Source organism: Ruminococcus flavefaciens, assembly GCF_900119075.1.
In the GTDB taxonomy this organism is placed as follows: domain Bacteria; phylum Bacillota; class Clostridia; order Oscillospirales; family Ruminococcaceae; genus Ruminococcus; species Ruminococcus flavefaciens_Q.
The window spans coordinates 426,988-449,365 of the sequence record NZ_FPIP01000003.1 but is presented as its reverse complement, the minus strand read 5'-3'; the positions used below and the strand labels follow the sequence as shown (position 1 = coordinate 449,365).

17 protein-coding genes and 1 rRNA gene are annotated in these 22,378 nt (G+C 43.3%); 2 read left to right on the top strand and 16 right to left on the bottom strand.

Annotation, left to right across the window (positions count from 1 at the left end):
* The 3 genes from BT105_RS07025 to BT105_RS07015 all read right to left on the bottom strand — a co-directional run.
* Positions 1 to 333: ribosomal RNA gene (locus BT105_RS07025) — 16S ribosomal RNA — on the bottom strand; the annotation flags it as partial.
* A 479-nt stretch (positions 334 to 812) separates the two neighbouring features.
* Positions 813 to 1,445: a pilus assembly FimT family protein gene (locus BT105_RS07020; RefSeq protein WP_072300044.1), complete on the bottom strand. Its 633-nt coding sequence runs from the start codon at positions 1,443 to 1,445 to the stop codon at positions 813 to 815.
* 111 nt (positions 1,446 to 1,556) lie between these two features.
* A complete protein-coding gene (locus BT105_RS07015; RefSeq protein WP_177243944.1) occupies positions 1,557 to 2,474 on the bottom strand; it encodes a S41 family peptidase in 918 nt (305 codons plus the stop codon).
* Positions 2,475 to 2,552: 78 nt separating this feature from the next.
* On the opposite strand from BT105_RS07015, the gene BT105_RS07010 reads away from it, so the two are divergent.
* On the top strand, positions 2,553 to 3,173 hold the full coding sequence (locus tag BT105_RS07010) for a type II secretion system protein (protein WP_242940097.1): 621 nt from the start codon (positions 2,553 to 2,555) through the stop codon (positions 3,171 to 3,173).
* Between the two features lie 637 nt (positions 3,174 to 3,810).
* Here the strand turns inward: BT105_RS07010 and BT105_RS07005 are convergent.
* Both BT105_RS07005 and BT105_RS07000 read right to left on the bottom strand, forming a co-directional pair.
* Positions 3,811 to 4,911: a type IV pilus twitching motility protein PilT gene (locus BT105_RS07005; RefSeq protein WP_081367824.1), complete on the bottom strand. Its 1,101-nt coding sequence runs from the start codon at positions 4,909 to 4,911 to the stop codon at positions 3,811 to 3,813.
* A 24-nt stretch (positions 4,912 to 4,935) separates the two neighbouring features.
* Positions 4,936 to 6,618, bottom strand: coding sequence for a GspE/PulE family protein (locus BT105_RS07000; RefSeq protein WP_072300041.1), 1,683 nt, complete (start codon positions 6,616 to 6,618; stop codon positions 4,936 to 4,938).
* Positions 6,619 to 6,756: 138 nt separating this feature from the next.
* On the opposite strand from BT105_RS07000, the gene BT105_RS06995 reads away from it, so the two are divergent.
* The gene (locus tag BT105_RS06995; protein ID WP_072300040.1) at positions 6,757 to 7,629 is read left to right on the top strand and encodes a prepilin peptidase; all 873 of its coding nucleotides are present in this window, start codon (positions 6,757 to 6,759) and stop codon (positions 7,627 to 7,629) included.
* 61 nt (positions 7,630 to 7,690) lie between these two features.
* Here the strand turns inward: BT105_RS06995 and BT105_RS06990 are convergent, their stop codons facing one another.
* The 11 genes from BT105_RS06990 to BT105_RS06940 all read right to left on the bottom strand — a co-directional run bounded on the left by BT105_RS06990 (position 7,691) and on the right by BT105_RS06940 (position 22,370).
* Positions 7,691 to 8,719, bottom strand: coding sequence for a type II secretion system protein (locus tag BT105_RS06990; RefSeq protein ID WP_072300039.1), 1,029 nt, complete (start codon positions 8,717 to 8,719; stop codon positions 7,691 to 7,693).
* A 14-nt stretch (positions 8,720 to 8,733) separates the two neighbouring features.
* Positions 8,734 to 9,264 carry a PulJ/GspJ family protein gene (locus BT105_RS06985; protein ID WP_072300038.1) on the bottom strand — a complete coding sequence of 177 codons (531 nt, stop codon included), beginning with the start codon at positions 9,262 to 9,264 and terminating at the stop codon, positions 8,734 to 8,736.
* 15 nt (positions 9,265 to 9,279) lie between these two features.
* A complete protein-coding gene (locus BT105_RS06980; protein ID WP_072300037.1) occupies positions 9,280 to 12,762 on the bottom strand; it encodes a hypothetical protein in 3,483 nt (1,160 codons plus the stop codon).
* A gap of 68 nt (positions 12,763 to 12,830) precedes the next feature.
* On the bottom strand, positions 12,831 to 13,625 hold the full coding sequence (locus BT105_RS06975) for a hypothetical protein (RefSeq protein ID WP_072300036.1): 795 nt from the start codon (positions 13,623 to 13,625) through the stop codon (positions 12,831 to 12,833).
* Entirely contained in the window at positions 13,625 to 15,232 is a 1,608-nt protein-coding gene (gene pilM, locus BT105_RS06970) for a pilus assembly protein PilM (RefSeq protein WP_072300035.1), read from the bottom strand. The genes BT105_RS06975 and pilM overlap by 1 nt, the downstream gene beginning before the upstream one ends.
* Positions 15,233 to 15,253: 21 nt before the next feature.
* Entirely contained in the window at positions 15,254 to 16,453 is a 1,200-nt protein-coding gene (locus BT105_RS06965; RefSeq protein WP_072300034.1) for a type II secretion system F family protein, read from the bottom strand.
* Between the two features lie 557 nt (positions 16,454 to 17,010).
* Complete coding sequence (gene uvrC / locus BT105_RS06960; RefSeq protein WP_072300033.1) at positions 17,011 to 18,834, bottom strand: excinuclease ABC subunit UvrC; 1,824 nt, start codon at positions 18,832 to 18,834, stop codon at positions 17,011 to 17,013.
* 160 nt (positions 18,835 to 18,994) lie between these two features.
* Positions 18,995 to 19,534, bottom strand: a complete 540-nt coding sequence (locus BT105_RS06955; protein WP_072300032.1) for a DUF5662 family protein — start codon at positions 19,532 to 19,534, stop codon at positions 18,995 to 18,997.
* The gene (locus BT105_RS06950) at positions 19,524 to 20,579 is read right to left on the bottom strand and encodes a LacI family DNA-binding transcriptional regulator (protein ID WP_072300031.1); all 1,056 of its coding nucleotides are present in this window, start codon (positions 20,577 to 20,579) and stop codon (positions 19,524 to 19,526) included. Before BT105_RS06950 ends, BT105_RS06955 begins: the two co-directional genes overlap by 11 nt.
* Before the next feature lie 478 nt (positions 20,580 to 21,057).
* Positions 21,058 to 21,237, bottom strand: a complete 180-nt coding sequence (locus BT105_RS06945) for a hypothetical protein (RefSeq protein WP_072300030.1) — start codon at positions 21,235 to 21,237, stop codon at positions 21,058 to 21,060.
* Positions 21,238 to 21,287: 50 nt separating this feature from the next.
* Positions 21,288 to 22,370 carry a hypothetical protein gene (locus tag BT105_RS06940; protein ID WP_072300029.1) on the bottom strand — a complete coding sequence of 361 codons (1,083 nt, stop codon included), beginning with the start codon at positions 22,368 to 22,370 and terminating at the stop codon, positions 21,288 to 21,290.
* Positions 22,371 to 22,378 lie beyond the last annotated feature (8 nt).

The window sequence follows — 22,378 nt, the reverse complement described above, 5'->3', positions numbered from 1 at the left end:
CCGTGTCTCAGTCCCAATGTGGCCGTTCAACCTCTCAGTCCGGCTACTGATCGTCGCCATGGTGGGCCGTTACCTCACCATCTAGCTAATCAGACGCGAGCCCATCTCAGAGTGATAAATCTTTGATACAGAAATCATGCGGTCTCTGTATGTTATGAGGTATTACCATCCGTTTCCAGAAGCTATCCCTCTCTCCAAGGCAGGTTGCTCACGTGTTACTCACCCGTCCGCCACTAAGATATCCTAAGTAAACTCAAAATATCTCCGTTCGACTTGCATGTGTTAAGCGTGCCGCCAGCGTTCGTCCTGAGCCAGGATCAAACTCTTTATTAAAGTTGTATATATCAGAATGTTTCCATCCTAAAATATCTGATCCAGTTCATAACGCTTGCGTTATTACTTCAATGTGTTTTTTAGTCTTTTCTTGACTTTCTTTCCTAAGTCCTTAAACTTAGCAAAGGAATCTCAAGGGTCGTTACTTTTTTCTTCGCATTGTTCAATTTTCAAGATGCTGTTCGCTCTCTCCGCTCAGTCTCCCTCACGGGACAGCTTTAATATTATACCACTATCTCTCAGGTTTGTCAAGCCTTTTTTCGAATTTCTTTCAGAAATTTTTCTTTCGCTCAACTCTCCTTGTCGGACAGTAAATATATTATAACTCTTTTGTCACAATTTGTCAAGCACAAACTTTTCAACTTGCTATTTGTTAATATGTTGAATACTCACACTTCCCATTCTTTAACAATGCATAAAAACAAAAAAGCAGCTGCAAATGCAGCTGCTCAAAATGCTGATATTAAGTTTGCCGATTATCAAGTACCCTCTGCAGGCTCAGTAGCGGCAGGAGGATTAAGTGCGATAAGATTCATATCTGCCGATGCAACTGTATTATTGCGAATAGTATTCTCACCAGTAATCTGTTCAGAGCCCATGGTTCTAGGATATGTTCCCTTATACTGGCCATTTTCCTGATTACAATAAATAACCGACTGAACGTTATAATTATTTACGAATATCTTATATACTCCTTCTGTACCGCAAATATTATTTATAGCATTTGCAAGATGAGTATTTTCATTCGTATTTGTATCAGAAATAACATTTGGATTTGCATTATCCATCTGATGTCCTGTCGTACCATCCCAGTAGAAGTAGAAATTTCCATTTCCTACATAAAGGCTATCCTGTGCTTCCTGGACTTCATCACTGCCAGCCTGGAAGATAGTATCACCAACACCTAATGCTCGGCGCTCTCTCTGTGCGATTCTTGTAAATTCAGTCTGAGCAGCATTAAAAACTACCTTTGCCTTAGCATTGGCGGTTCTTTCTCTGCTTCGTCTCATAAAATATCCCCAGGAAGGAATAATAATTGCCATAAGGATACCTAATATTGCTATAACAACAACAAGCTCAACGAGCGTAAAACCTTTTCTCCTGCTCTTCATTGAAAAGCACCTCCCAAACAATTTTCCAATTCTATTATAGCAAAAAGTTCATATTTTGTCAATAATAAAAAAATCTTTCAGTTACAATTTTTCCTACTGATTATTGTGCATTTAGCTAAGAATCTCCAAAGCTTTTTTTAACTGAATATCATCGTCGGTTCCTATCAATTTGGGATCCATGTCAACAACTACATCAGGTGTAATACCTACGCCATTATAATTAGGCAAATTATTCACATAATAATAGCCTGCAACAATATTATAGTGATAAAAATCGTTAAAACTTCTTTTCATCTGAAAAACTCCCTTTCCGCCAGTCTGAGTACCTACAACCGTTCCAAGACCTGTATCCTTGAAAAAAGCTGCTAAAACCTCGCTGGAACTAAGTGACTTCTCAGATACAAGAACTACCACTTTCATATCCTTATACTTAATGTCATTCGATGTGCAATAAACGATTTGCTTACCCGTCTTTACCTCTTCTGCCATAAGCTGATTTCCTGCCGGAGCAAAAAAATCAAAAAGCTTTACAGCTTCATCTGTTATGCCGCCACTATTTTTTCTAAGATCAATAATAAGTCCACTAATGTCATTTTTCGCCATCATGGAATCAAGTTCATATGAAAAACTATTAGCAGAATTTAAATCAAATTGATTAAATCTATAATAGAATATTCCTTTATCCAATAGTTCGCTTCCCACTTCTTTAGATGATTCTATATTTTTTTCACGGACATAGGTCAAATACCTTTGTTCTCCGTTATGATCAACAAGCAGCTCAACCGAAGTATTGCTTTTACCGACAAGACTTCCTATAATATTGTAATATCCAGCTTCTCTGACAGATACACCGTCAATACTTAAAATGAGATCACCTCGACATAGTCCCATTTTTTCAGCCTGTGAATTAGGCTCGACATTATTTATCAATATATTATCGGAATAGTCATCATAAGTAATGCAAAATCCAGCCGTTTGAAGTTGAGCAGAAAAATTCACATTATTTTCAATTGAAGAATTAGCGTCCAAACACGAGGTATACCGATCGTTCAGTCCGTTTATCAGTCCACCAACCATATTTCTTGTCATATCGTCTCTGTCGGCATCATGATAAAAATGATCCTCAACATCTTTTACCGCCTGAATAACCGAGCCATAATTCTCTCCAAAAGCAATTTCCTTCTCGTAGTATTTCGCTACTCCAAGATAAGTTTTACACTTATTGAGCTCATCGTTGTTATCGCTATCATCGGTGTTCTCGCAGCAATCCTCGTTCCAGCAATGCTCGGTTACGTAAGAAAGTCAAAGGTTTCAAGCGCTAACTCAGCTGCTAACTCACTCCAGAAGGCTATCAATACAGCTCTCGTTGAAATCGACGAAGAGACTGAAGAGGCTGGCAGAATCAATGAGATCTCCTATACTCATGATGAATCATCTGTATCATTAGATATAACTGCTACTTCTACTTCAACTTCAATTGATGCTTCTAACACTTATAAGAAGATTGCTAACTATATGGATAAGGTTTCTAAGCTTGATTTCTTTGCTGAGTGCAAGGGTGGCGTTTGTACAGCAGTTGCTTGCCAGCAGGATGGTGCTAAGTATGTTGGTACAGCTCCTGGCGGTATCGTAACAGTTGATACATATGAGGATTACTCAGATAACATCTCTGCTGCTTTCGTAGCTGCTAAGACAAAGGCTGAGACTCAGAGAGCTGCTAAGTCCTAATTGTAAATCTTAATTAAAGTTTAAAAGCTCCTTCCTTTATGGGAGGAGCTTTTTATCTTAGGAGATAATATGAAGATTAATTTTACGAAATTAACATACGGCTTTTTTTATGCTTGTGCCATGGCAGGTATTACTTATCTTTGTAGTTTTCATAAGAAAACCCTCCTTTAAATAATATTTGTGAAAGTCTTTGCTTTCACTCGATTTTTTAGGTCCGGGGATTTTTTCTCCCTTTCCCTTCCCTGTGATTATAGTATACCACCTTATTCACATAATGTCAACAGTTTTAGAAGAAAAAATCCATATCTGAGGGCGATTTTTACATTGGAACGGTGAATCGGCGTATTTTTTTTAGTGTTTTCGTCGAAGTGCACAAGATTCTGTGAATAAATTAAATCTTTAATTTAGTATTTGTTATATTCACATTCATTTATACTCTGCGTAAAGTGGTTTTTGAGGCATTAGGGAACTGTTTTTGGACTTTTTTTAACGGCTTTTTTGAAAAATTTCCGATTTTGTGTTTCAAAAAATAATTTCTTGTCATTTGAGAAATATTCCGTTCATAAAAAATACCGTCGGACTTTTTTCTGACCGACGGTATTTTTGATACATATAGTATTTTTTTGTGAAAATATTATTAACCCTGCATTCCGCCTCTTGGAGCGCCGCCGAGCTGTGAAAGGAAGCGGTAGAATTCCTGCTTGTCGAGGCACTTCTCGAGAGCGTCTACCTCGCCGATAACATTCTTGGAAACGAGTCTTGCAAGCTCCATATCCAGAGACATCATGCCCTGCTGCTTACCTGTCTGGATAGCAGACTGAACGAGGTGGATCTTGTTATCACGGATCATAGCCGAGATTGCGTCTGTACAGTTAAGAATTTCCATACAAGCGATACGGCCTGAACCGTCCTTCTTAGGAATAAGTGTCTGAGAGATAACAGCAACCAGGTTGTTAGCAAGCTGAGTTCTGATCTGCTGCTGCTGGTGCTCAGGGTAAACGTCGATGATACGGTTGATAGTATCAGCGGCAGATGTTGTATGAAGTGTTGACATAACGAGATGTCCTGTTTCGGCAGCGGTTACGGCAGCCTGAATAGTCTCGAAGTCACGCATTTCTCCTACGAGGATAACGTCTGGGTCCTCACGGAGAGCAGCTCTCAGAGCAAGAGCGAATGACGGAACGTCATCGCCGATCTCTCTCTGGTTTACCATACATCTCTTGTGATCGTGAACGTACTCGATAGGATCCTCAACTGTGATAACGTGAGCGCTTCTGTTAAGGTTAACGAAGTCGATCATTGCAGCCAGTGTTGTTGACTTACCTGAACCGGTAGGACCAGTTACGAGAACGAGTCCACGGGGACGCATTGCGAAGTCAGCAAGTATCGGAGGAAGTCCGAGGTCCTCAAGAGTTGGGATATCATTTCTCAGAAGACGGATAGCGATAGCAGGCTTACCCTTCTGGAAGTATACGTTTACACGGTGACGGTAGCCGCTTCTTGTTGTGAACGAGAAGTCGGTATCCTTGTGGTTGTTGATGCTTGTCTGCTGAGCGTCGTTTGTCATCTGATGAACGATGTTGAGTATTTCCTCCTCGTCCATTTCGGGGTACTGTGAACGCATGGTTCTGAGAGTACCGTTAAGACGTACAACAGGTGCGATCCTGTCTGTGAAGTGAAGGTCAGAACAGCCGAGGAGTCTTACCTCGTCAAGTATTCTATGAATTTCGATTGCCATATTAATAATCCTCCCTGCAAGCCATTATACAGTAAATGTAGTTCTTACGAGCTCGTCGATCGATGTTTCGCCAGCCTGTACAAGCTCGGAAGCGTTGTCACGGAGAAGCTTGGTTCCCTGTTCCTTAGCTGCCTTTTCAATCTCTTCCTTGCTGCCGTTAGCTGCGATGATTGAAGAAACCTTTGCAGTACAGTGAATGATCTCGTGGATAGCAGTTCTTCCTCTGTATCCTGTATTATTACAAGACGGGCATCCGCCTGGCTCATAGATCTGGATAGAATGGTCGATACCCATGAGTTCGTTCTCTTCGGGAGTTGACATTCTTGGCTTTTTGCATGATGGGCACAGAACCTTAAGGAGTCGCTGTGCGATAACGCCGATGATCGAAGTAGCAACCATGTAAGGAGCTACGCCCATATCAACAAGACGTACAACTGTTGAAGCTGCGTCGTTGGTATGGAGGGTTGACAGAACAAGGTGTCCTGTGATAGCGGCACGGATACCGATATCGGCAGTCTCGGTATCACGCATCTCACCGATCATTACTACGTCAGGGTCCTGACGGAGGATAGAACGAAGAGCTGCTGCGAAGGTCATACCAGCCTTTACGTTAACCTGACACTGGTTGATACCGTCGATAGCCTTTTCGACAGGGTCCTCAACAGTTACGACGTTAACGTTTGGCTTAGCGATCTCACCGAGAGCCGCATAAAGAGTTGTTGTTTTACCTGAACCGGTAGGTCCTGTTACGAGGATAACGCCGTGAGGAACACGGAGCATTGACTCGAACAGCTGGTAGTTATAATCAGACATACCCAGATCGGTGATCTTACGAAGAGCGATCTGACCTGTTGAAAGGATTCGGATAACGATCTTTTCGCCGTGAACCATAGGAAGTGAGGATACACGGACGTCAAGAGTAGTTCCGTCAACGACCTGTGTGAAACGGCCGTCCTGAGGGATTCTCTTCTCAGCGATGTTCATGCCGCTGATGAGCTTGAAACGTGTAGTAAGTGCGCTGTGAACTGCACTTGAGATATTCATGAGTTCAACGAGGTCGCCGTTTACACGGATACGGATTCTTGTATACTTATCGAATGGCTCGATATGGATATCGGTTGCGTCTGCTCTGTAGGAGTTCTCAACAATAGTAGTTGCGAGCTTAACGATAGGAGCGCTCTCAACTCTGTCCTTAGACTCGATATCAGCCTCAGTCATTTCACCAAGGTCGCCGCCCATAGCCGAAACGCCTTCAAGCACACTGTCAACGTTCTGCATTGAGTAGCACTTACCGATCGCCTTATTGATAGCAGATGTTGTAGCAAGAACAGGAACGGTGTCCATACCTGTAGAAACCTTGATGTCCTCAAGTACGATGAAGTTTACAGGATCATTCGTTGCAACTGTAAGACGCTTACCTTGTACATTGATAGCAATTACGGTATGCTTTCTTGCCAGAGCCTCGGGAACCATCTGAACAGCGTCAGTATTGATCTCGATATTGTCAAGGTCAACATACTGAACTCTCAGGTTTCCTGCCAGTGCCTTTGCGAAGTTGACTTCAGACATAAATCCGAGTTCAACAACTACGTCGCCGAACTTCTTTGCGCCGTTTGACGCTCTCTGAGCGTCAAGAACCTGCTGAAGCTGTTCGCTTGTGATCAGCCCTTGATTGACTAAGTAGTCACCAATTCTCTCGTTTCTCATAAAAAACCTCCGCTTATTTTCTGAATACCATACTGTATCCGTCATACAGTTAGTATTCTAAAATTTTACTTGAATTTTCCATAAATTATGTTATAATAATATTATGTACATTAATATTTATGAAGGAGGGGTAAAATCATGTTCGGATTTGAAAATATGCTCCACGATGAATTTACCGAGCTACCATTCAAGATCATGTTTTACGTCATTATTTTCCTGTTCGGCATCTGCATTGGAAGCTTCCTTAACGTTGTTATCCTGAGACTTCCCAAAGGGGAATCGGTCATCGGATTAAAACGTAGCAAAGAGGATAAGGAAAAAGCTTCTCACTGCATGACCTGCGGTGCCAAGATCAGACCTATCGACCTGATACCTGTTTTCAGCTGGATCATGCTGAGAGGAAAATGTCACAGCTGCGGTGCCAAGATTTCACCGCGATATCCAATCGTTGAATCCTTGAACGGACTCCTCTATGTTCTGACGTTTTTTGTTCTGGATATCAATGTTAAATCCATAATAACCTGCGTTCTGATGACTTTTCTTATTGTCATCGCTTTCATTGACTGGGACACAAAGGAAATATTCATCGGCATGATAGCCGTAATACTTCTTCTTGCTTTTCCGCTTGCTTTCTTTTATTCACGCGAGTACGGAGACGTTACACTGAAAAGCCGTGTTATCGGAATGTTCATTATCAGCGTTCCGTTCTTTATTATCGGTGAAGCAAGCCGTCCGATCATCAAGAAAAAATTCGGTGAGGATTTCAGGGCTATCGAGCTTGGCGATACATATTTAATGTTCGCAGCAGGCGCCTTCCTCGGAACACGGGCTGTTATCGCTTCAACATTTGTCGGTATCATTACTGCCGCTTTCGGAGGTTTGCTCGTCAAGGCAGTTACAAAGGATTCAAAGTTTGCCTTCGGACCTTTCCTTGCTATCGGAATCGCCGTCGGCTCTTTGTGGGGAAATCAGATAGCTCAGTGGTACTTGAACCTTCTGGCTACTGAATAAAAACAGTGAAAAATAAGTACAGGCAGCAGCATTGAACTGCTGCCTGTTTTTTTACATATTCTTATCTGAGCTCATCGCCGTATGCAAATACAAAGTAGATATCATTGCTGAAGTCGATCTTTGGATTTGCCTTTTCAGTCCAGAAACTCCATCCACACTCAGGTGGATTTGTACCGATTCCAACATACTTCTGTAATCTGATAGAGCCATCGGTCTCCTTGACTACTCTTGGGAATCCAGCTTCTTTATTAGGTCTCTGAGCAGATGTAGTATTGATATTGGTAAGAGGAAGATTAGCTACCTGTACAGCTACGGGAGCCTTGAATGCTCTGTAGCCTTCAACATCAACATAACCGTTTGATGACTGATCCTTATCAAGAACTATTGCTACCGACAGTCTATCCTGCGATATGGCAATAGGGTCATCTTCAAGATCGCGCTTGATAGCCTTATATGTATCCGATGAATCAATACCTTCACCTGAAGGCCTCTGAGTGCCGCTTAATGTTACAAGATGTGAATCAGCACCATTTGTAAGTGCATAGCTGAAACTGTAGTTTGAATCAGATGCTTCAAAATACGCAGGGTTTAAAACCGGTCTTTCAGCCACACCTAAGGTAATTTCAGCATTTTCTTCCTTATCATGGTTGTCAAACCAGTATTCTGTCAGTGTTATCTGACCAGCCGGTACAGTTTCACCATTAACGGTGTCTTCATTGTTCATAAGGCGTAAGATATATATCTTACCTCTGAGTCCTCTTGTTGATGTACCATCATCTGATACAACGACATTACCGTAATGTGTCTTGCGGAAATCTTCAGCAAGATCAAGCATCGTGTCATAATCTCCAAGATTATCACCAGTCAAAACATACAAGCTATCGGCGTATTCAAGAGTACCCTGAAGATACTCTTGAATATTATGCGAAAATGAATATGTTTTTTCAGCAAGAGCTGTATTCTTGTACATTCTTGATACAGGGGTAGTCAGAGCAAGTGCAGCAGCCATAAGAACTGAGAAGATAGCCATAACAACCATAAGCTCTACAAGGGTAAAGCCCTTGAGCACTGATTTTTTCATTTTATCCATATGTATGCCTCCCATTATTCACCTTCAGCCGGAGCAGGTGGAGTTTCAGGAGTTTCCGGCGTTTCGGGAGTCTCTGGTGTTTCTGGAGTTCCCTCTTCAGGAGTTTCCTCACCCTCAGATTCCTCGTCCTCTTCGTCGTCTGCTGTCTTAAGTTTTACAAACTGGAGATTAAGTCCGCCGTTTGCCTTTTTCTGCATTGCAGCTTTATCTGCTTCACTGAGACCGTTTTCGACAATCTCTTTAGTGTTGTACTTATAAGCTTCTAATGTAGCATTAGCAGCATCACCGTAATCATCTATTGTGATATCTATAGTGATATCCTTACGCGTATCCTTCAGATCTCCGCCATCAAATGCAGTTTGCTTATTAGCCGCATAAGGCGACTCAGTCGAAACCTTATTTTTTAAGACGTTTGTTGCTCTGTTAGTAGCGTCTATGTGCGTTCCTACAAGCACGAGCAGACCGCCCATGATTGCAAAGATCGCAATAGAGATGATCATTTCAACCAGAGTCATGCCCTTTAAGCTTTTTTTACTTTTTTTCATAGAACACGCCTCCTTTTATGTGGCTGAATAGAAATCAAGTACCCAAACTGCGTTTGTTCCTGGCGTTGGATCAGGTACTACAACATCAGGATTATCATCGCCTGCATCATTATTGCCTTCACCGATCTGTCCTGTTTCGGTATAGAAGAGACCGAATTCATTCCTTGTATCAAGAACGTCATGGAACAATGCATTACCGATGATAACAGGGCATCCGCCTGTCATGTCCATTCCGCGTTCCTGACCTCCCGTAGGCTTACCACTCCAGTCAATACCATATTCGTCAACGTAGTGTACCTTATACTTACCGCACTTAGTTGCACTAAAGTCTGTATATGGACACTTGAATGTACCTGTTAATGTACACTCATTGCTGAGTTCTATACTTGAATCAGTTTCGCCATAGAACTCCATACCGAAATCTGTATTCTGATGAGCGCCAGGTTTCATGCTGATAAGTAATGGTGTTTCGTTTACCACTTTCTTATTAACTATACATAAATGATCAGCCATAGCATTTGCATCGTATGTCTTGTCACCTGAAAGGCTGCCCTTTATGAAGAAATTGACCTTTCCGCATTCCTTGCCGTCATAGTAACGATCAACATGGATCTCAACGTTGTTTCCTACACCAACATTATCCAATACAACCCAGATTGTTTTACCCTTTGGATTTATGTTTATTACGTGAGCAGTAGATCCATTATAAGTTGTATCATCTGCCTTGTAATGTACTCTTCCTGCAACTGCACCTGGATTTCCATTCATTTCAGCACCGTTAAGAGCACCTGTAATTACACAACTGCCAACGATCGTATTGCCGTCCCAAATATTTATATCAGACGCATTCTTTTTATTTGGTTCAGTACCACCCCATGGCGTTTTTTCACCAATAATAGCAATAGCTGATTCTAACGGCTTGCCGTCATCACCATACAGGGCATCTGCAACAGACTTACCTGCAGCCTCTTCAAGTGTAGAAGGATAGTCAGGATATGTACCGTCTTCCTTGAGTCCGAGGTCTACACGTACCTCCTGAAGAGTCTTTATGATCTTTGTTTCCTTTGGAGCGGGAGTGAATGCACCCTGATAGCTGCCGCCGGCATAAGAACCATAAATTTTTTCTCTCTTCATGTTTTCAGGATATGTGACCTGTCTTGAACCAGTAAGTCTCTGTATCTTAGCATTGGGATCTGTTGACTGATTAGAACCTTCTGGCAAAGCTGTAGCTTCAGCTTCGCTTACCTCTTCTTGGGTTTCCTTGTTATACCAGGTAACCTTCTGAGCGCCAACATTTTCACCTGTATCTTTATTATCAAATGATGCCTTATTATAATGTGGTACTTCTTCGCCTTGAAGAACCTCGCCTGTGATCTTATTTATAAGTACAGTTTTTTCCGTTGTCGGGATAGATGTTTCACGACGAATTACTTCTCCGTTATTATCCATAACAGGCTGTCCGCCGTTATCAAAAACAGGTACTATTTTAACTGTATATGAGGGCTCAGGATTGTCTTCTTCACGTTCCGGAGTTTCAACCTTTAAAACACTATTAAGAACCTCTTCCTCAACACCACTTCTTTCAAATGTTGTTGAATTTTGAAGATCTTTAATAATATCTTCTACATTTTTTACTACATCAAATGATTTTTTCTGATCTGCTGTCAGATTATCATAGTCATCAGGTGTCATTAATTCAACACCTTCATCACTAATGCATACTTTAGTTGAAGGTGTCCAGTTATCTTCTGCCCATGAATAATACAATGTACCTGCATAATCGGTTTCATTACCTAAAATGTCTAAATTCTTACCATCAGCAGAATGACCAGATGTATTCCAAACGATTTTATTTCGAGGAGGATAATTAACTAACAAGAGATCACTAATATTGCCCCAGTCAACTTCCGGGTGCTTTTCAGGATCGTAGCTTTCAGGACCATGATAGATATTATTAACAGATACGTATTCAGGTACATGAATATCGTTGTTGTTGTTATCAGTAGTACCACCGTTAGCAGCGTAGTAACTGTCACAGTAAATCTTACCATCAACTATAAGTCCACTCTGAGTAATATTACCGCCAACAACAAGATCACCATGAATATGTGTATTCTTTAAAATGCAGTCCTTTACAACGCGAACGTCACCGTCAATTTCTGCACCGTTTATCTGAAGCTGTCCATTACAGTACATACTTCCGCCGAAAGATTTATTCTGTGTCTCAGTTTTATTTACTGTGTCATAAGCCCACTTATAAAGCTGATTCTGGTTTGCACCGGCATTTGGATCACCAAAGATATTATCGCCCTTGGGAGCTTCTTCATTAATGTTCTCGCCCTGGAAAATATACTTCTCATTTTTTGTTGAATCATATTCGTCCATCATGTAGATATCGCCATGAACAAGATATGTGTTCTTATTGGCTCTTAATGTACCAACGAATATGTTAAAAGGAGCCGCAGGATTATCTGAATGTTCTCCATATTTTCCTTCATCGCCCTTATTAGCAACGATTCTTGATGCAGACGCGAAGCCCATAGCACCATCAACATACAGATATGGTATCTGCTTCTGTGTAAAATCATGCTTCATCTTATAATCAAGCTCGATAAATGTATCGTTCTTGATATAAAGATTTCCGTTTACTACAGTCTGAGATACAGGAATATCAGGAGCCTGATTTACGTTTACACTGAATGTGCCTGATGTTGCATACAGGTCAGCATTGATAAATGTAAGAGTAGTATCAAGCTCAACTGAGTTCAGAAGCTCATACTGTATTTTCTTTTTGTCCTTCATACTTGAAGTTGAAAGACCAAGGCCTACACCACCTGTATATCTTCCACCATTTCTGAATATACCATCACCAACGGTATTAAGGCCCTTAATACCACCGGGGTTGCTATTGTTAGTAGTTGTAGATGGTGTGCTGCCGGGTGTACCTGGCTTCTTGGAAAGATATGCAGTTACAGTTGATTCCTCTCTGCCGACACGAGCGGTAGCTGTGATCTTAACTCTCTCAGTCTGGATCCATTTGCCGACACCATTCTCGTCAACTGAATAAACCCACTCAGTCTTTACAACTCTATTTTCAGGATTAGAAGGATCCTGCATTGTTTCTCTTTCAACGGTGATCTGATTGTCATGCCATACACCGTCATCTCCCCAGAAACCGACAAGTCCGATGGATTTATCCTGAGAAGTGCCGTCTCTGAAAGTTATCGATGGATGGATTTCGGTTGGATTACCGTTAATTCCGAGATTAATAACCTTATCACGAACATCAGCATTTGAGCCAAGAGCGCGTGTAAAAGCTGTGATAGCTGTTTTAGCTGTATAACTTGCCTGTGATGACGAGTAGGACTTATGCGCTCGATTGCTTGAAGCAGTTGCCAGCGCAAGTGTACCCGTCAGGAAAATTATAAGCAACGCCATTACTGCGACAACAGTAAAGAGTACTGTACCGCGCAGTTTATTGTTTTTCTCTGTTTTCATTTCCCTAACCGCCTTTCAAGTTATATTTTTCTCATAACTACAGCGTTTGAAGTAGGTGTTTCTGCGTTTTACTTCATCTCAACGTCGGGTTCTTCCATCTCGATCACTGAGTAAAGCGATAATACGATCTGTGCATCAGAAATATTCTTAATTACCTTATCTCCAGCCTGAACAGAAACCTCTTCTCCGTCCTTTGACTCAGGCATTTCAACTCCAGCCTTCTTGGCAGCGTCCTTACCAAATGTGTAATCGTTAAGTGTTACTGAATTAACAACAACTGCCTTATCAAAGTTCTTCATAGCCTCAAGGTACTTCCATATATTTTCTTTTGTACCTGTGATCTTCATTGCATACTGAGTCTTGATAACATTTTCCTTTGATCTCTGAGAGAGAGCTGTGCTCTCAGCAACAGATGCATCATATGCTTCCTGAAGAGTTCCGTTTACGTCAGCCTGACTTCTAAGCTTAGAAAAAGCATCTTTCTGTGAAGTATAGTAATAGCTAAGAGGAGAAACAGTTGTTGAACCAAGCTCAAGATTCTTGATCTTGATCTTGCACTCATCAGCATACTTCTGCATATAGTTATCTACTTTGACCTGTGACTGAACATCTTCGAGTGGAACGAATATCTTTGTAGCATCGCTTGCCTCTGCATAGAGGTTGCGGATTGATTCCTGAATTGAAGGAATCTTAGCGATCTTTGCCTCATAATCGGATTTTATCTGTTCCTTTTCAGCAAGAATCTTTTTATCTGCCTTGTTCTGCTTGCTCATATTCTTAACAGGTACGAAGAAACCTACAAGCAGAATAACAATAGCTAACAGTACACCTGCTATGATCTTATCTCTATAATTAAATTTCATTACTTCTCTTCCTCCTCTGAGCTTTCTTCAGGATGATATGCACTCTTGTTGCCTACAAGCTTTACGCTTGAGCTGAATGTGATCCTATCCTGTTCTTCTTCCTTGCCCTCTACCTTAACAGTCTTGATAGAGTATCCCTTGTAGCTGGCATCACTGAACAAGTCGCTTTCGAAAAGGTTCTTTGCAAAATTAGCAGGTATTCTCTGTGCGTACTCTTTGCTAGAAGCATCACAGGTAACATTGAATGTTATAGTACCGTCGCTGTACTTTGGACTGCTTACCTCCATGAACTCGATCTTATCGTCCTTTTCGTCCTCGCAGGTCTTCTTGAGGAGCTTTTCGATCTCCTCATAATCCTTACCTACGATACGAGGCTGTGACTGATATGCGTCGTTTGCATTGACCATCTTGGTGCGATATGCACTAACAACACCTTCTGTCTTAAGAAGCTTCGCATGGTGATCAAGCTTTTTCTTTGTATCCGGGCTCTCGATATACTCTGTGCACTTCTTGATATCGCTCTTGATGCCGATATTCTTGAGCTTAAGAACGCCCCATGCACCGCCTACGATAATAGCTGCACCAAGAAGTGAAGCAAGCAGGATAAGACTTCCCATTGCGTCATTGTTCTTGCCGCCTACACGATTCTTTACAGCTGTGCTGAAGTCAGTATCGAGGAGGTTGATCTTTTCGATCTCTCTGTTTCTCTTGAACATAGCACCGATAGCGTTAGCATAAAGAGAGAACTCAAGATTTTCATGACCGTGGATCTGTGGAGGAACGTTGATAAGACTTGTCTTGAGGTCGAGTTTTTCAAGCTCATCAGTAAGTCTTACATACTCATGTGTATCTCCGTAGAAGATAACATTCTCGATGGACTCACCTGTGTTACGGCTTCTGTGGAACTGAAGCATACGGAAGATGTTCTCGTTGACTGCTTCAAATACGTAGTCATCTGAGTAACCATAGTCAGCAGCGTCGATAGAAGCGAAACGTGAGAATGAAAGCTGTCCCTGCTCATAGAGGTTAAGTGAGATGAAGTTGTTGTCGATCTGTACAGCAAGAAGAGGCATCTTAGACTTGATCTTAGTATCAGCAAGAAGTACCTTTGTGATACAGTTGCAGCCGATCATTACTGATCTGAGTGAGATGCTGAGGAGCTTGAATACTTCTCTGTAGCTGCTTACGATCTCATAAGGACAAGCTGTAGCAAGAATCTTGTATGAAGGTTCGTTTACATCTCTGCTGTCTGCGTCGCCTACTATAATATAGGATACGCTGTATGAATCGTCGAGGTTGAGCTCAGACTGCATCTGAAGCTTAACTGTCTTCTGGAGATCCTGACCCTTGCCCTTGGCAACTGTCATTTCCTTGAAGATAGTAAGGTTGGAGGAGATCGAAACGATCGCTTCCTTATCAGGCATTCTGTGCATTTTAAGTACGTTGTTAATGAGTGTAGCTACCGCAGGAACGTCCTTAACGTGACCGTTTACGATAAGTCCCTCCTCAACATTTACGGTAGCAGCAGAACTGATCTTGATCTTGCCGTTACTTTCAACGCCCTTAACAACTCTTATATTTCTATCAGTGATATCAAATGAAAGCATTTATCTTTCCACCTTTCTTAATTAACCGTTTTCTACGTTTTCCATTGCTCCGTAAAGCGCTGGGTAAATACCACATACGACAAGTCCGATGATAACGCCCATGAAGATAAGGAGTACAGGCTCTATCGTGCTAACAAGTCGCTGAACGGCTGAATCTGATTCATCTTCATAATAATCAGAAGTTTTCTCAAGGATCGAGTCAAGAGCACCTGACTCCTCGCCGACATAGATTACCGAGCAGAACATAGGCTCGAATATCTCTGTACGTGTGATCGCAGACGAAAGCGTCTCGCCCTGTTTTACTTCGTCGATAACGTCAACGAACTTTTCGTCTACATATGCATTACCGAGGATCGATGAAGCTCTTTCGAGGCATTCAACCATCGGAAGACCGCTTGAGTAAAGTGAGGAAAGAGTTCTTGCGAAACGTCCTGTGTAAATCTTTGTAACAAGAGGACCGAAGCCCGGACCTTTGATAAGCATTCTGTCAAACTTGACACGGAATCCGGGAGACCTGAGAGCTGCTCTGAAGCCCAGAACTGCTACGATAAGGATAACAACGAGTATGTACCACTTGTGTGTCAGGAAGTCACTGATTCCAGCCATGATTCGTGTAAGAACAGGCATATCTTCCTTGCTGTCGAACATATCGATAAACGTCGGCATGATAACTGTGAAGAGGAAGATTACGATAACTATACAGAGAACCAGAAGTATGATAGGATAGATCATAGCGCCTCTGATAGTGTTCTTGAGTTTGTTTTCCTTTGCGTAGTGGTCAGACATTCGGTTCATAATGATATCAAGTGAACCTGAGCTTTCGCCCGCACCGACCATGGAAATGAGGAAGCCCGGGAAAGAACCTGAGTGCATTTCGAGTGATGACGAGAAGGATTCACCCTTCTGTACGTTCTCGTAAATGTCCTGCCATATAGCTCTTGCCCTTTCGTTTTCCTGCTCTTTTGTCAGGATATCAATGGCTTTTACAAGAGTAAGACCTGATGTGAGCATCGCACTGAGCTGTCGGCAGCAGAATGCAAGCTCCGGTGTTTTAAACTTGTAAATTGATTTTGAGTCCTCTGAATCGCTCTCCTTATAATCCCTGACATACAAGCCCTTTTCCTTGGCCTTCTGCAAGAATTCCTGCTCATTTTCCGCGTTAATGATTCCCTTAGCCTGTCTGCCCTTCGCGTCCTGAGCTACGTAAGAAAAACTCTTCATGAAACCACCTCCATAATTAATACTTGTGATGAACGTTTCTCACTGCCTTAATAATAACAATTATAACATTTATAGTGTTACTTTTCAATCGCTTTTTTGACATAAATAATCAACCGTTTTTTATCAATATTTACCAAGATTTATACGATCGGTAATACTGATAAATTCAAACGGCTCTTATTCTACAAAAATTCAATGTAAAAAGGCAGCACAATATGAGGTATAGCACACTGATACCAAACATTGTTAAACTTCCACAATAATTATATCACACCCGCTTTTAAATTGCAACATAAAAGCTCATATTTTTCACGAATTTTTACAGAATTGTAAACTGCGGCAATTTGCCTATTGGTAATTTAGTCATTTTGACCGTTCTGTCCAAAGATTCGGGTACAACTATACAAAAAAATCCGACAAAAGCTGCACTATTGTTTATTCATTTGACTATAAATACCCCGTTTTCCAATTTTTGACGCCGTATACTATTATAATATACTGACTTCGTATACCATTATAATATACTGGTATTATTTGCTGAATATTCTTAGCGCAGTTCACATATCACGGATAGCCCTCCAGAGCTCCTGCGCAGTCTCAATATTCACTCCAGCAGCAATAGCCAGTTCCTCAGGAGAAGCCTCCCTTAATTTGGTTATGGTCTTATATTTCATAAACAGCTTCGCCGCCTTTTTTTCGCCTATTCCGCGTACCTTCAGCAGCTCCGAGCTGTAGGTCTTTTTCTTGTGCTTGGTATGCATGAAGCTGACGGAATAGCGGTGTACCTCGTCCTGTATCCTTGTCACCAAATCAAACACCGACCGCAGGCTGTTTATCTGTATCTCCCTGCCGCCCGTTGCGATAGCTCTGGTGCGGTGCTTGTCGTCCTTGACCATGCCGAAGAGCGGTATGTCCAGCCCAAGCTCCCGAAGCAGCGGTGCTACGGCATTTACGTGACCTTTTCCTCCGTCAAGGAGTATCAGGTCGGGAGTCCTCGTGAAGTACTCGTCCCCCTCCCCTGTCACGATATGCATGAGCCGCCTTTTCAGCACCTCACGCATACTTCCGTAGTCGTTTTGCAGCTCCTGCTCTTTGACGGTGAAGCGCTTGTAGGCTTTTTTCAGCGGTCTGCCGTCCTCGAATACCACCATTCCTGCCACCATTGATTCCGAAGACAGGTTGGATATGTCGTAAGCCTCGATATATCGCGGCGGCTTGGCAAGTCCCAGACTCTGCCCCAGCTGCTCCAGCGCAAGGACTTCTTTTCCCGTGCGGTCATTTTTTATGGCAGCATATTCGGCGCTGTTGTTTTTTGCCAGCTTGAGAAGCTCCAGCTGACGGCCTTTCTGCGGCACATGGAGCTTCACCTTTCGCCCTGCCTGCCCCTCCAGCATTTCTGTCAGGAGCTCCGAATCCTCGGGTATGCGCTCGACGATGACAGAGTGCGGTATATCGGGCTTTTTGTAGTAAAATTGCAGCATGAACTGACTGAGGATATCGTCGCCCTCGTCAGGCAGCGGAAACTCGAAAACAGCCTTGTCAAAGAGCCTGTTTTCACGGTACATCAGCACGGAAATATACAGACCGCCGCTGTACTCGGCAACTCCGATAACGTCCGCGGAATCCACGCCGCTGTTGATTATTTTCTGCTTCTCGGAAGCCTTTTTTACGGCGTTTATCCTGTCGCGGAGCATAGCTGCTTTCTCAAATTCAAGCGCCTCCGCAGCCTCGTTCATCTCCGCCTCCATGCGCTCAACAGACTGAGCACTGCCGCTCTTTATGAACTCCACAGCCTGCTCGACTGCCGCCTGATAATCCTCGGCGCTTATCCTGCCGCGGCATACTCCCATGCACTGCTTTATGTGGTAGTTCAAGCATGGACGGCTTTTGCCGAAATCCTGCGGAAATTTACGCCTGCAAGTGGGCAGCATGAAAACGCGGTTCGCCTCGTTGACAGCCTCCTTTGTGATGAAGCCGCTGGTGTATGGTCCGAGATAACGTCCGCTCTGCTTGGTGTTTTTTTCGTTGGTTATGCGAGGGTACTCCTCGTCGGAAATTCGAATATAGTGGTAACCCTTGTCGTCTTTCAGGAGGATATTGTACTTTGGCTTGTGCTGCTTGATGAGACTGCATTCAAGCAGCAGAGCCTCATATTCGCTGTCCGTAACGATGAAATCGTAGTCGTAGACGTTGGAGACCATAGCTGCGACCTTTGGCGCGTGGTCGGGATTTTCGCGGAAGTAGCTGCTCACGCGGTTATGGAGATTTTTCGCCTTGCCGATGTAGATTATGGAGCTGTCCTTGCGGCGCATGATGTACACCCCCGGGGACGTTGTCAGCTTAGCGGTCTTTTCGCGCAGATACGGCAGTCTCGGGTTCATGTTCTCCCTCCTTTTCTCGAAAATACAGAGGACGCCCCACGGCGTCCGTTTTAGTTATTTTTATCGTAATATCGGGCGGATAATATCCGCCCCTACAAATTGTAATTTGAATTTTTACCAATTTCGGGACGTCGAGGACGCCGTCCCCTACAGCTAAAGGCTAACGGCTCTTTCTGACGTGTCGGCGGATATAGCGGAACACCTCGTCCTCGCCTTTATCGCGGAGCATTGTCAGCAGAAATTCCAGCTTCGCCGCCGTAGATTTTTCGATGATACGGCGCGGCTTTGCCCTGAGGAAATACTCCAGCGGCATTGAATCGTTGTACTTCTCCTTGTTATATGTCTTTGAAGCCGCAACGCGGTCGCAGAACATCTCAAATATAAATATATCGGGCATTTTCACGGGTTCGAGCCGTTTCGTTTTCATGTTGTAATCCGTCCAGTACTCGAAGTGATGACGGTTTCTGCCCTTGTGGTGCATCCACGCCTTTGAAGCGCCGTCCACCTCGCGCTCGCGCTCGTTTGGACTGCGGTCACCCTGATAATACTTCACCCCCGGGATAAACTCCGTAGGCGAGAATTTCGACAGGTCATGTAACAAGCCCCTCAGCGGTATACCTGCCTTTACGCAGTGGATAAAGACCTTGTGGCGGTGCTGAAGCACTGTCCGCAGGTGTCCGAAAAAGTTCTCAATAAGCATTTGGACGCTCCTCACTGTAGCTTCCGTTTATATCAAGGACGCTTTCTTTTTCAATGAGTTTACCGCTGATTATGCGGCGTCCCTCCCTGTATTTCGGATCAGCCAGCTTCTTCGCCATTATCTTGACGGAAACCTCAGCCATTTTGGTAAGGTCTACCTCAACCGTCGTTATAGTTGGTATACAGATACTTGATACGGTATAATTGTCGTAGCCTACCACGCTGATATCCTCGGGAACGCGGACTCCCTTGGTCTTGAGCGCCGATATTACGCGGAATGCGGTCTCGTCGCAGTTACACACAAAAGCCGTGGGCATTTCTTCGGGGAAGTCTATCTTCTCATTGAGTATGCCTTTCTCGTTGCGGTCTCCGATTATCCATTCCCTGCGGAATTCAAGTTCGTTTTCCATAATGCATTTCACGTAGCCCAGATAGCGGTCATTGATGCTGCTGGTAGCATTAAGAGTACCGAAAAAGCCTATTTTTCGGTGTCCCTTTGACACAAGATAATCCGTAAGGATATAGCCGCCGTTGAAGCTGTCGGAAATTACCGAGTCAATATCGTACCTGTTGTCGTAGAAGTCCACAAACATCAGCGGTATAGTCAGCTTTTTCAGGCATTCTATGTAGCTTCTGTGTACCTGTCCGATAACTATAACGCCGTCCACCTTGCCGTCTGTGACCATATTCGGCAGTATACCGTTAGTCTCACTGTCGGCGGTCACGCACTCATAGACCGTGCAGACGTTCAGCTGTGCAAGCTGATTGGAGATACTCGCGGTGAGCTCCCAGTAGAAAGTACCTCTTGCGCCCACGAAGCGCTCGGAGGTAAGTATTCCCACGTTTTTGCTTACCTTGGACATGGAAAGGCGTTTCCTTTCGCTCTTGGTATTCGACGGTTTATAGCCCATTTTCTCAGCTGTCTCGCAGATCTTTTTTCTCATCTGCTCGCTTACTCCGTCGCGCCCTGCAAGAGCATTCGAGACTGTAACAACACTGACGCCCAGCTTTTCTGCAATGTCCAGCATTTTAACTCCGTTTTTCATATGCCACCTCTTTTTAAGTAATTATAGCTGCTGTCTATAGCTTATAATACTGAAATTCCAAAGATCTCGCCTTAAAATAACAAGATATATTATACCATGCTTTAAGTTATAAATAAAGTCATTTTGAAAATTTTGTAGTAAGTGCATAAATCAGTGAAGGATGTTTGTGCATATAAACAAAAATCCAAAGTAATTAGTAAGTAGTCTTATCAGCGATATAGTTACTTGATGAGAGTATAAACGAGATTCCAAAGGGACTGTGTTCCTTTGGTCAGGTCAAGGGCTGACAGCCCTTGCGGGTTTCAGGGCGGAGCCCTGAAGTTACGAAGGCGCTCCGCAAAGGGTGAATTCAAAAACAGTCCAGTGGACTGTTTTTGAAGAGGGAACGCCCTGCAAGTGAGGGCGTTCCCTGACGGGCGGATAATATCCGCCCCTACGCCCAACGACAAAAAAAGGACGTGATATCTCACGTCCTCGCTTAGTCTCCCTCATATTCGTGCAGGAACGGATGGACCTCGTCATAGGAGGCTCGCTCCATCATGTCCTCTGCGGAATACGGGATAGTTCCCGTCATATTGTCCCATGAAGCCGCAGGACAGATATATTCATCGTCGCTTTCGGGCTCGGGCACGGGTATTTTCTTCTTGTTTTTGCTCATAAAAAATCATCTCCCACAGCTATTATCTGCAGGAGATGAGATATTATTCATTATTCCTCGGGAGAATCGTTCACCGTCTGAGTAATATTCGGCTTTTCGTCCTCCTGTACAGGAACCGCCATTTTAGCGTCTGGCTCGTACTTGAGGATTATTTCCTTGACCTTTTCATCACGGGTGAGGTTATAGGTCATTTTCAGAGCCTTAAGCGCATTTGGTATATCCTGTTCAATGAGATAATTCGCAGAAAGCTGAGCTGCTACGGAGATAACGTCCTCGTTAGGACCGAATTCAAAGTCATATTTCTTCAAAGCCTCGACCATTTGCTCGTGCGAAGGCTTGGTAATATGACTGCCCTTGCGGTTTGCGATGTCTCTCAGTTCATATTGAATGGCAGGGTGCGGTGCAAAGATAAGACTTGCTGTATAGAAAGCCACTGCGTCGTCATACTCGCCCATATCTGTAAGGATATAGCCTACATTGGCGTAAACTCGCGCAATTGCCACTGGTGAGGAAGCACATTTAAGAGTTTCTCTTGATGTTTCGAGAGTCATTCTCTTGTTTTTCAGAAGCTTATATACCTCTGCAAGCTCGAATCTCGGTCCCACATCAACAGGATTGTACTCGATAGCGTCCTCAAGTATCGGGATAGCATCCACGGCAGAGCCTGTTTCTACCATAAGATAGCCGTATGTAGTGATAAACGTTGCGAAATCAAAGGGAGTACGGTTAAGAGTTTTCTCAGGCTTGTATCTCAGCTGATACAGGTTATCCTCAAAGGGATTCCTGAGAGAAACGAACTTGTTCTTCTCGCCCTCGCCGTAATCAAGCTTTATCTTCTTGTAGAGTCTCTCTGCAAGGGATTTAGCTCCGCTGATATCCTTTTCCTTTATGAGCTTTATTATCTTCTCATGCACTTCGTCGAGACGCACACCGTCAATGGTGATAAGTCTCTCTATCTCGTCCTTCTGCGACTGCGGCATACGCTCGATAAGGAGCTGTGTTGCGGCTTCTACGCCCTCCACATTCTTCTGCTTGGCGAAGCGCTCTGCCTCCTCGCGGAGGAACTTGCTGTTCTCCTCGTCCGAGCCTGTGAGCTTAGCTCTCAGCTCCTCGAGGATCTTGTTTTCTGCCATTGTTTTTC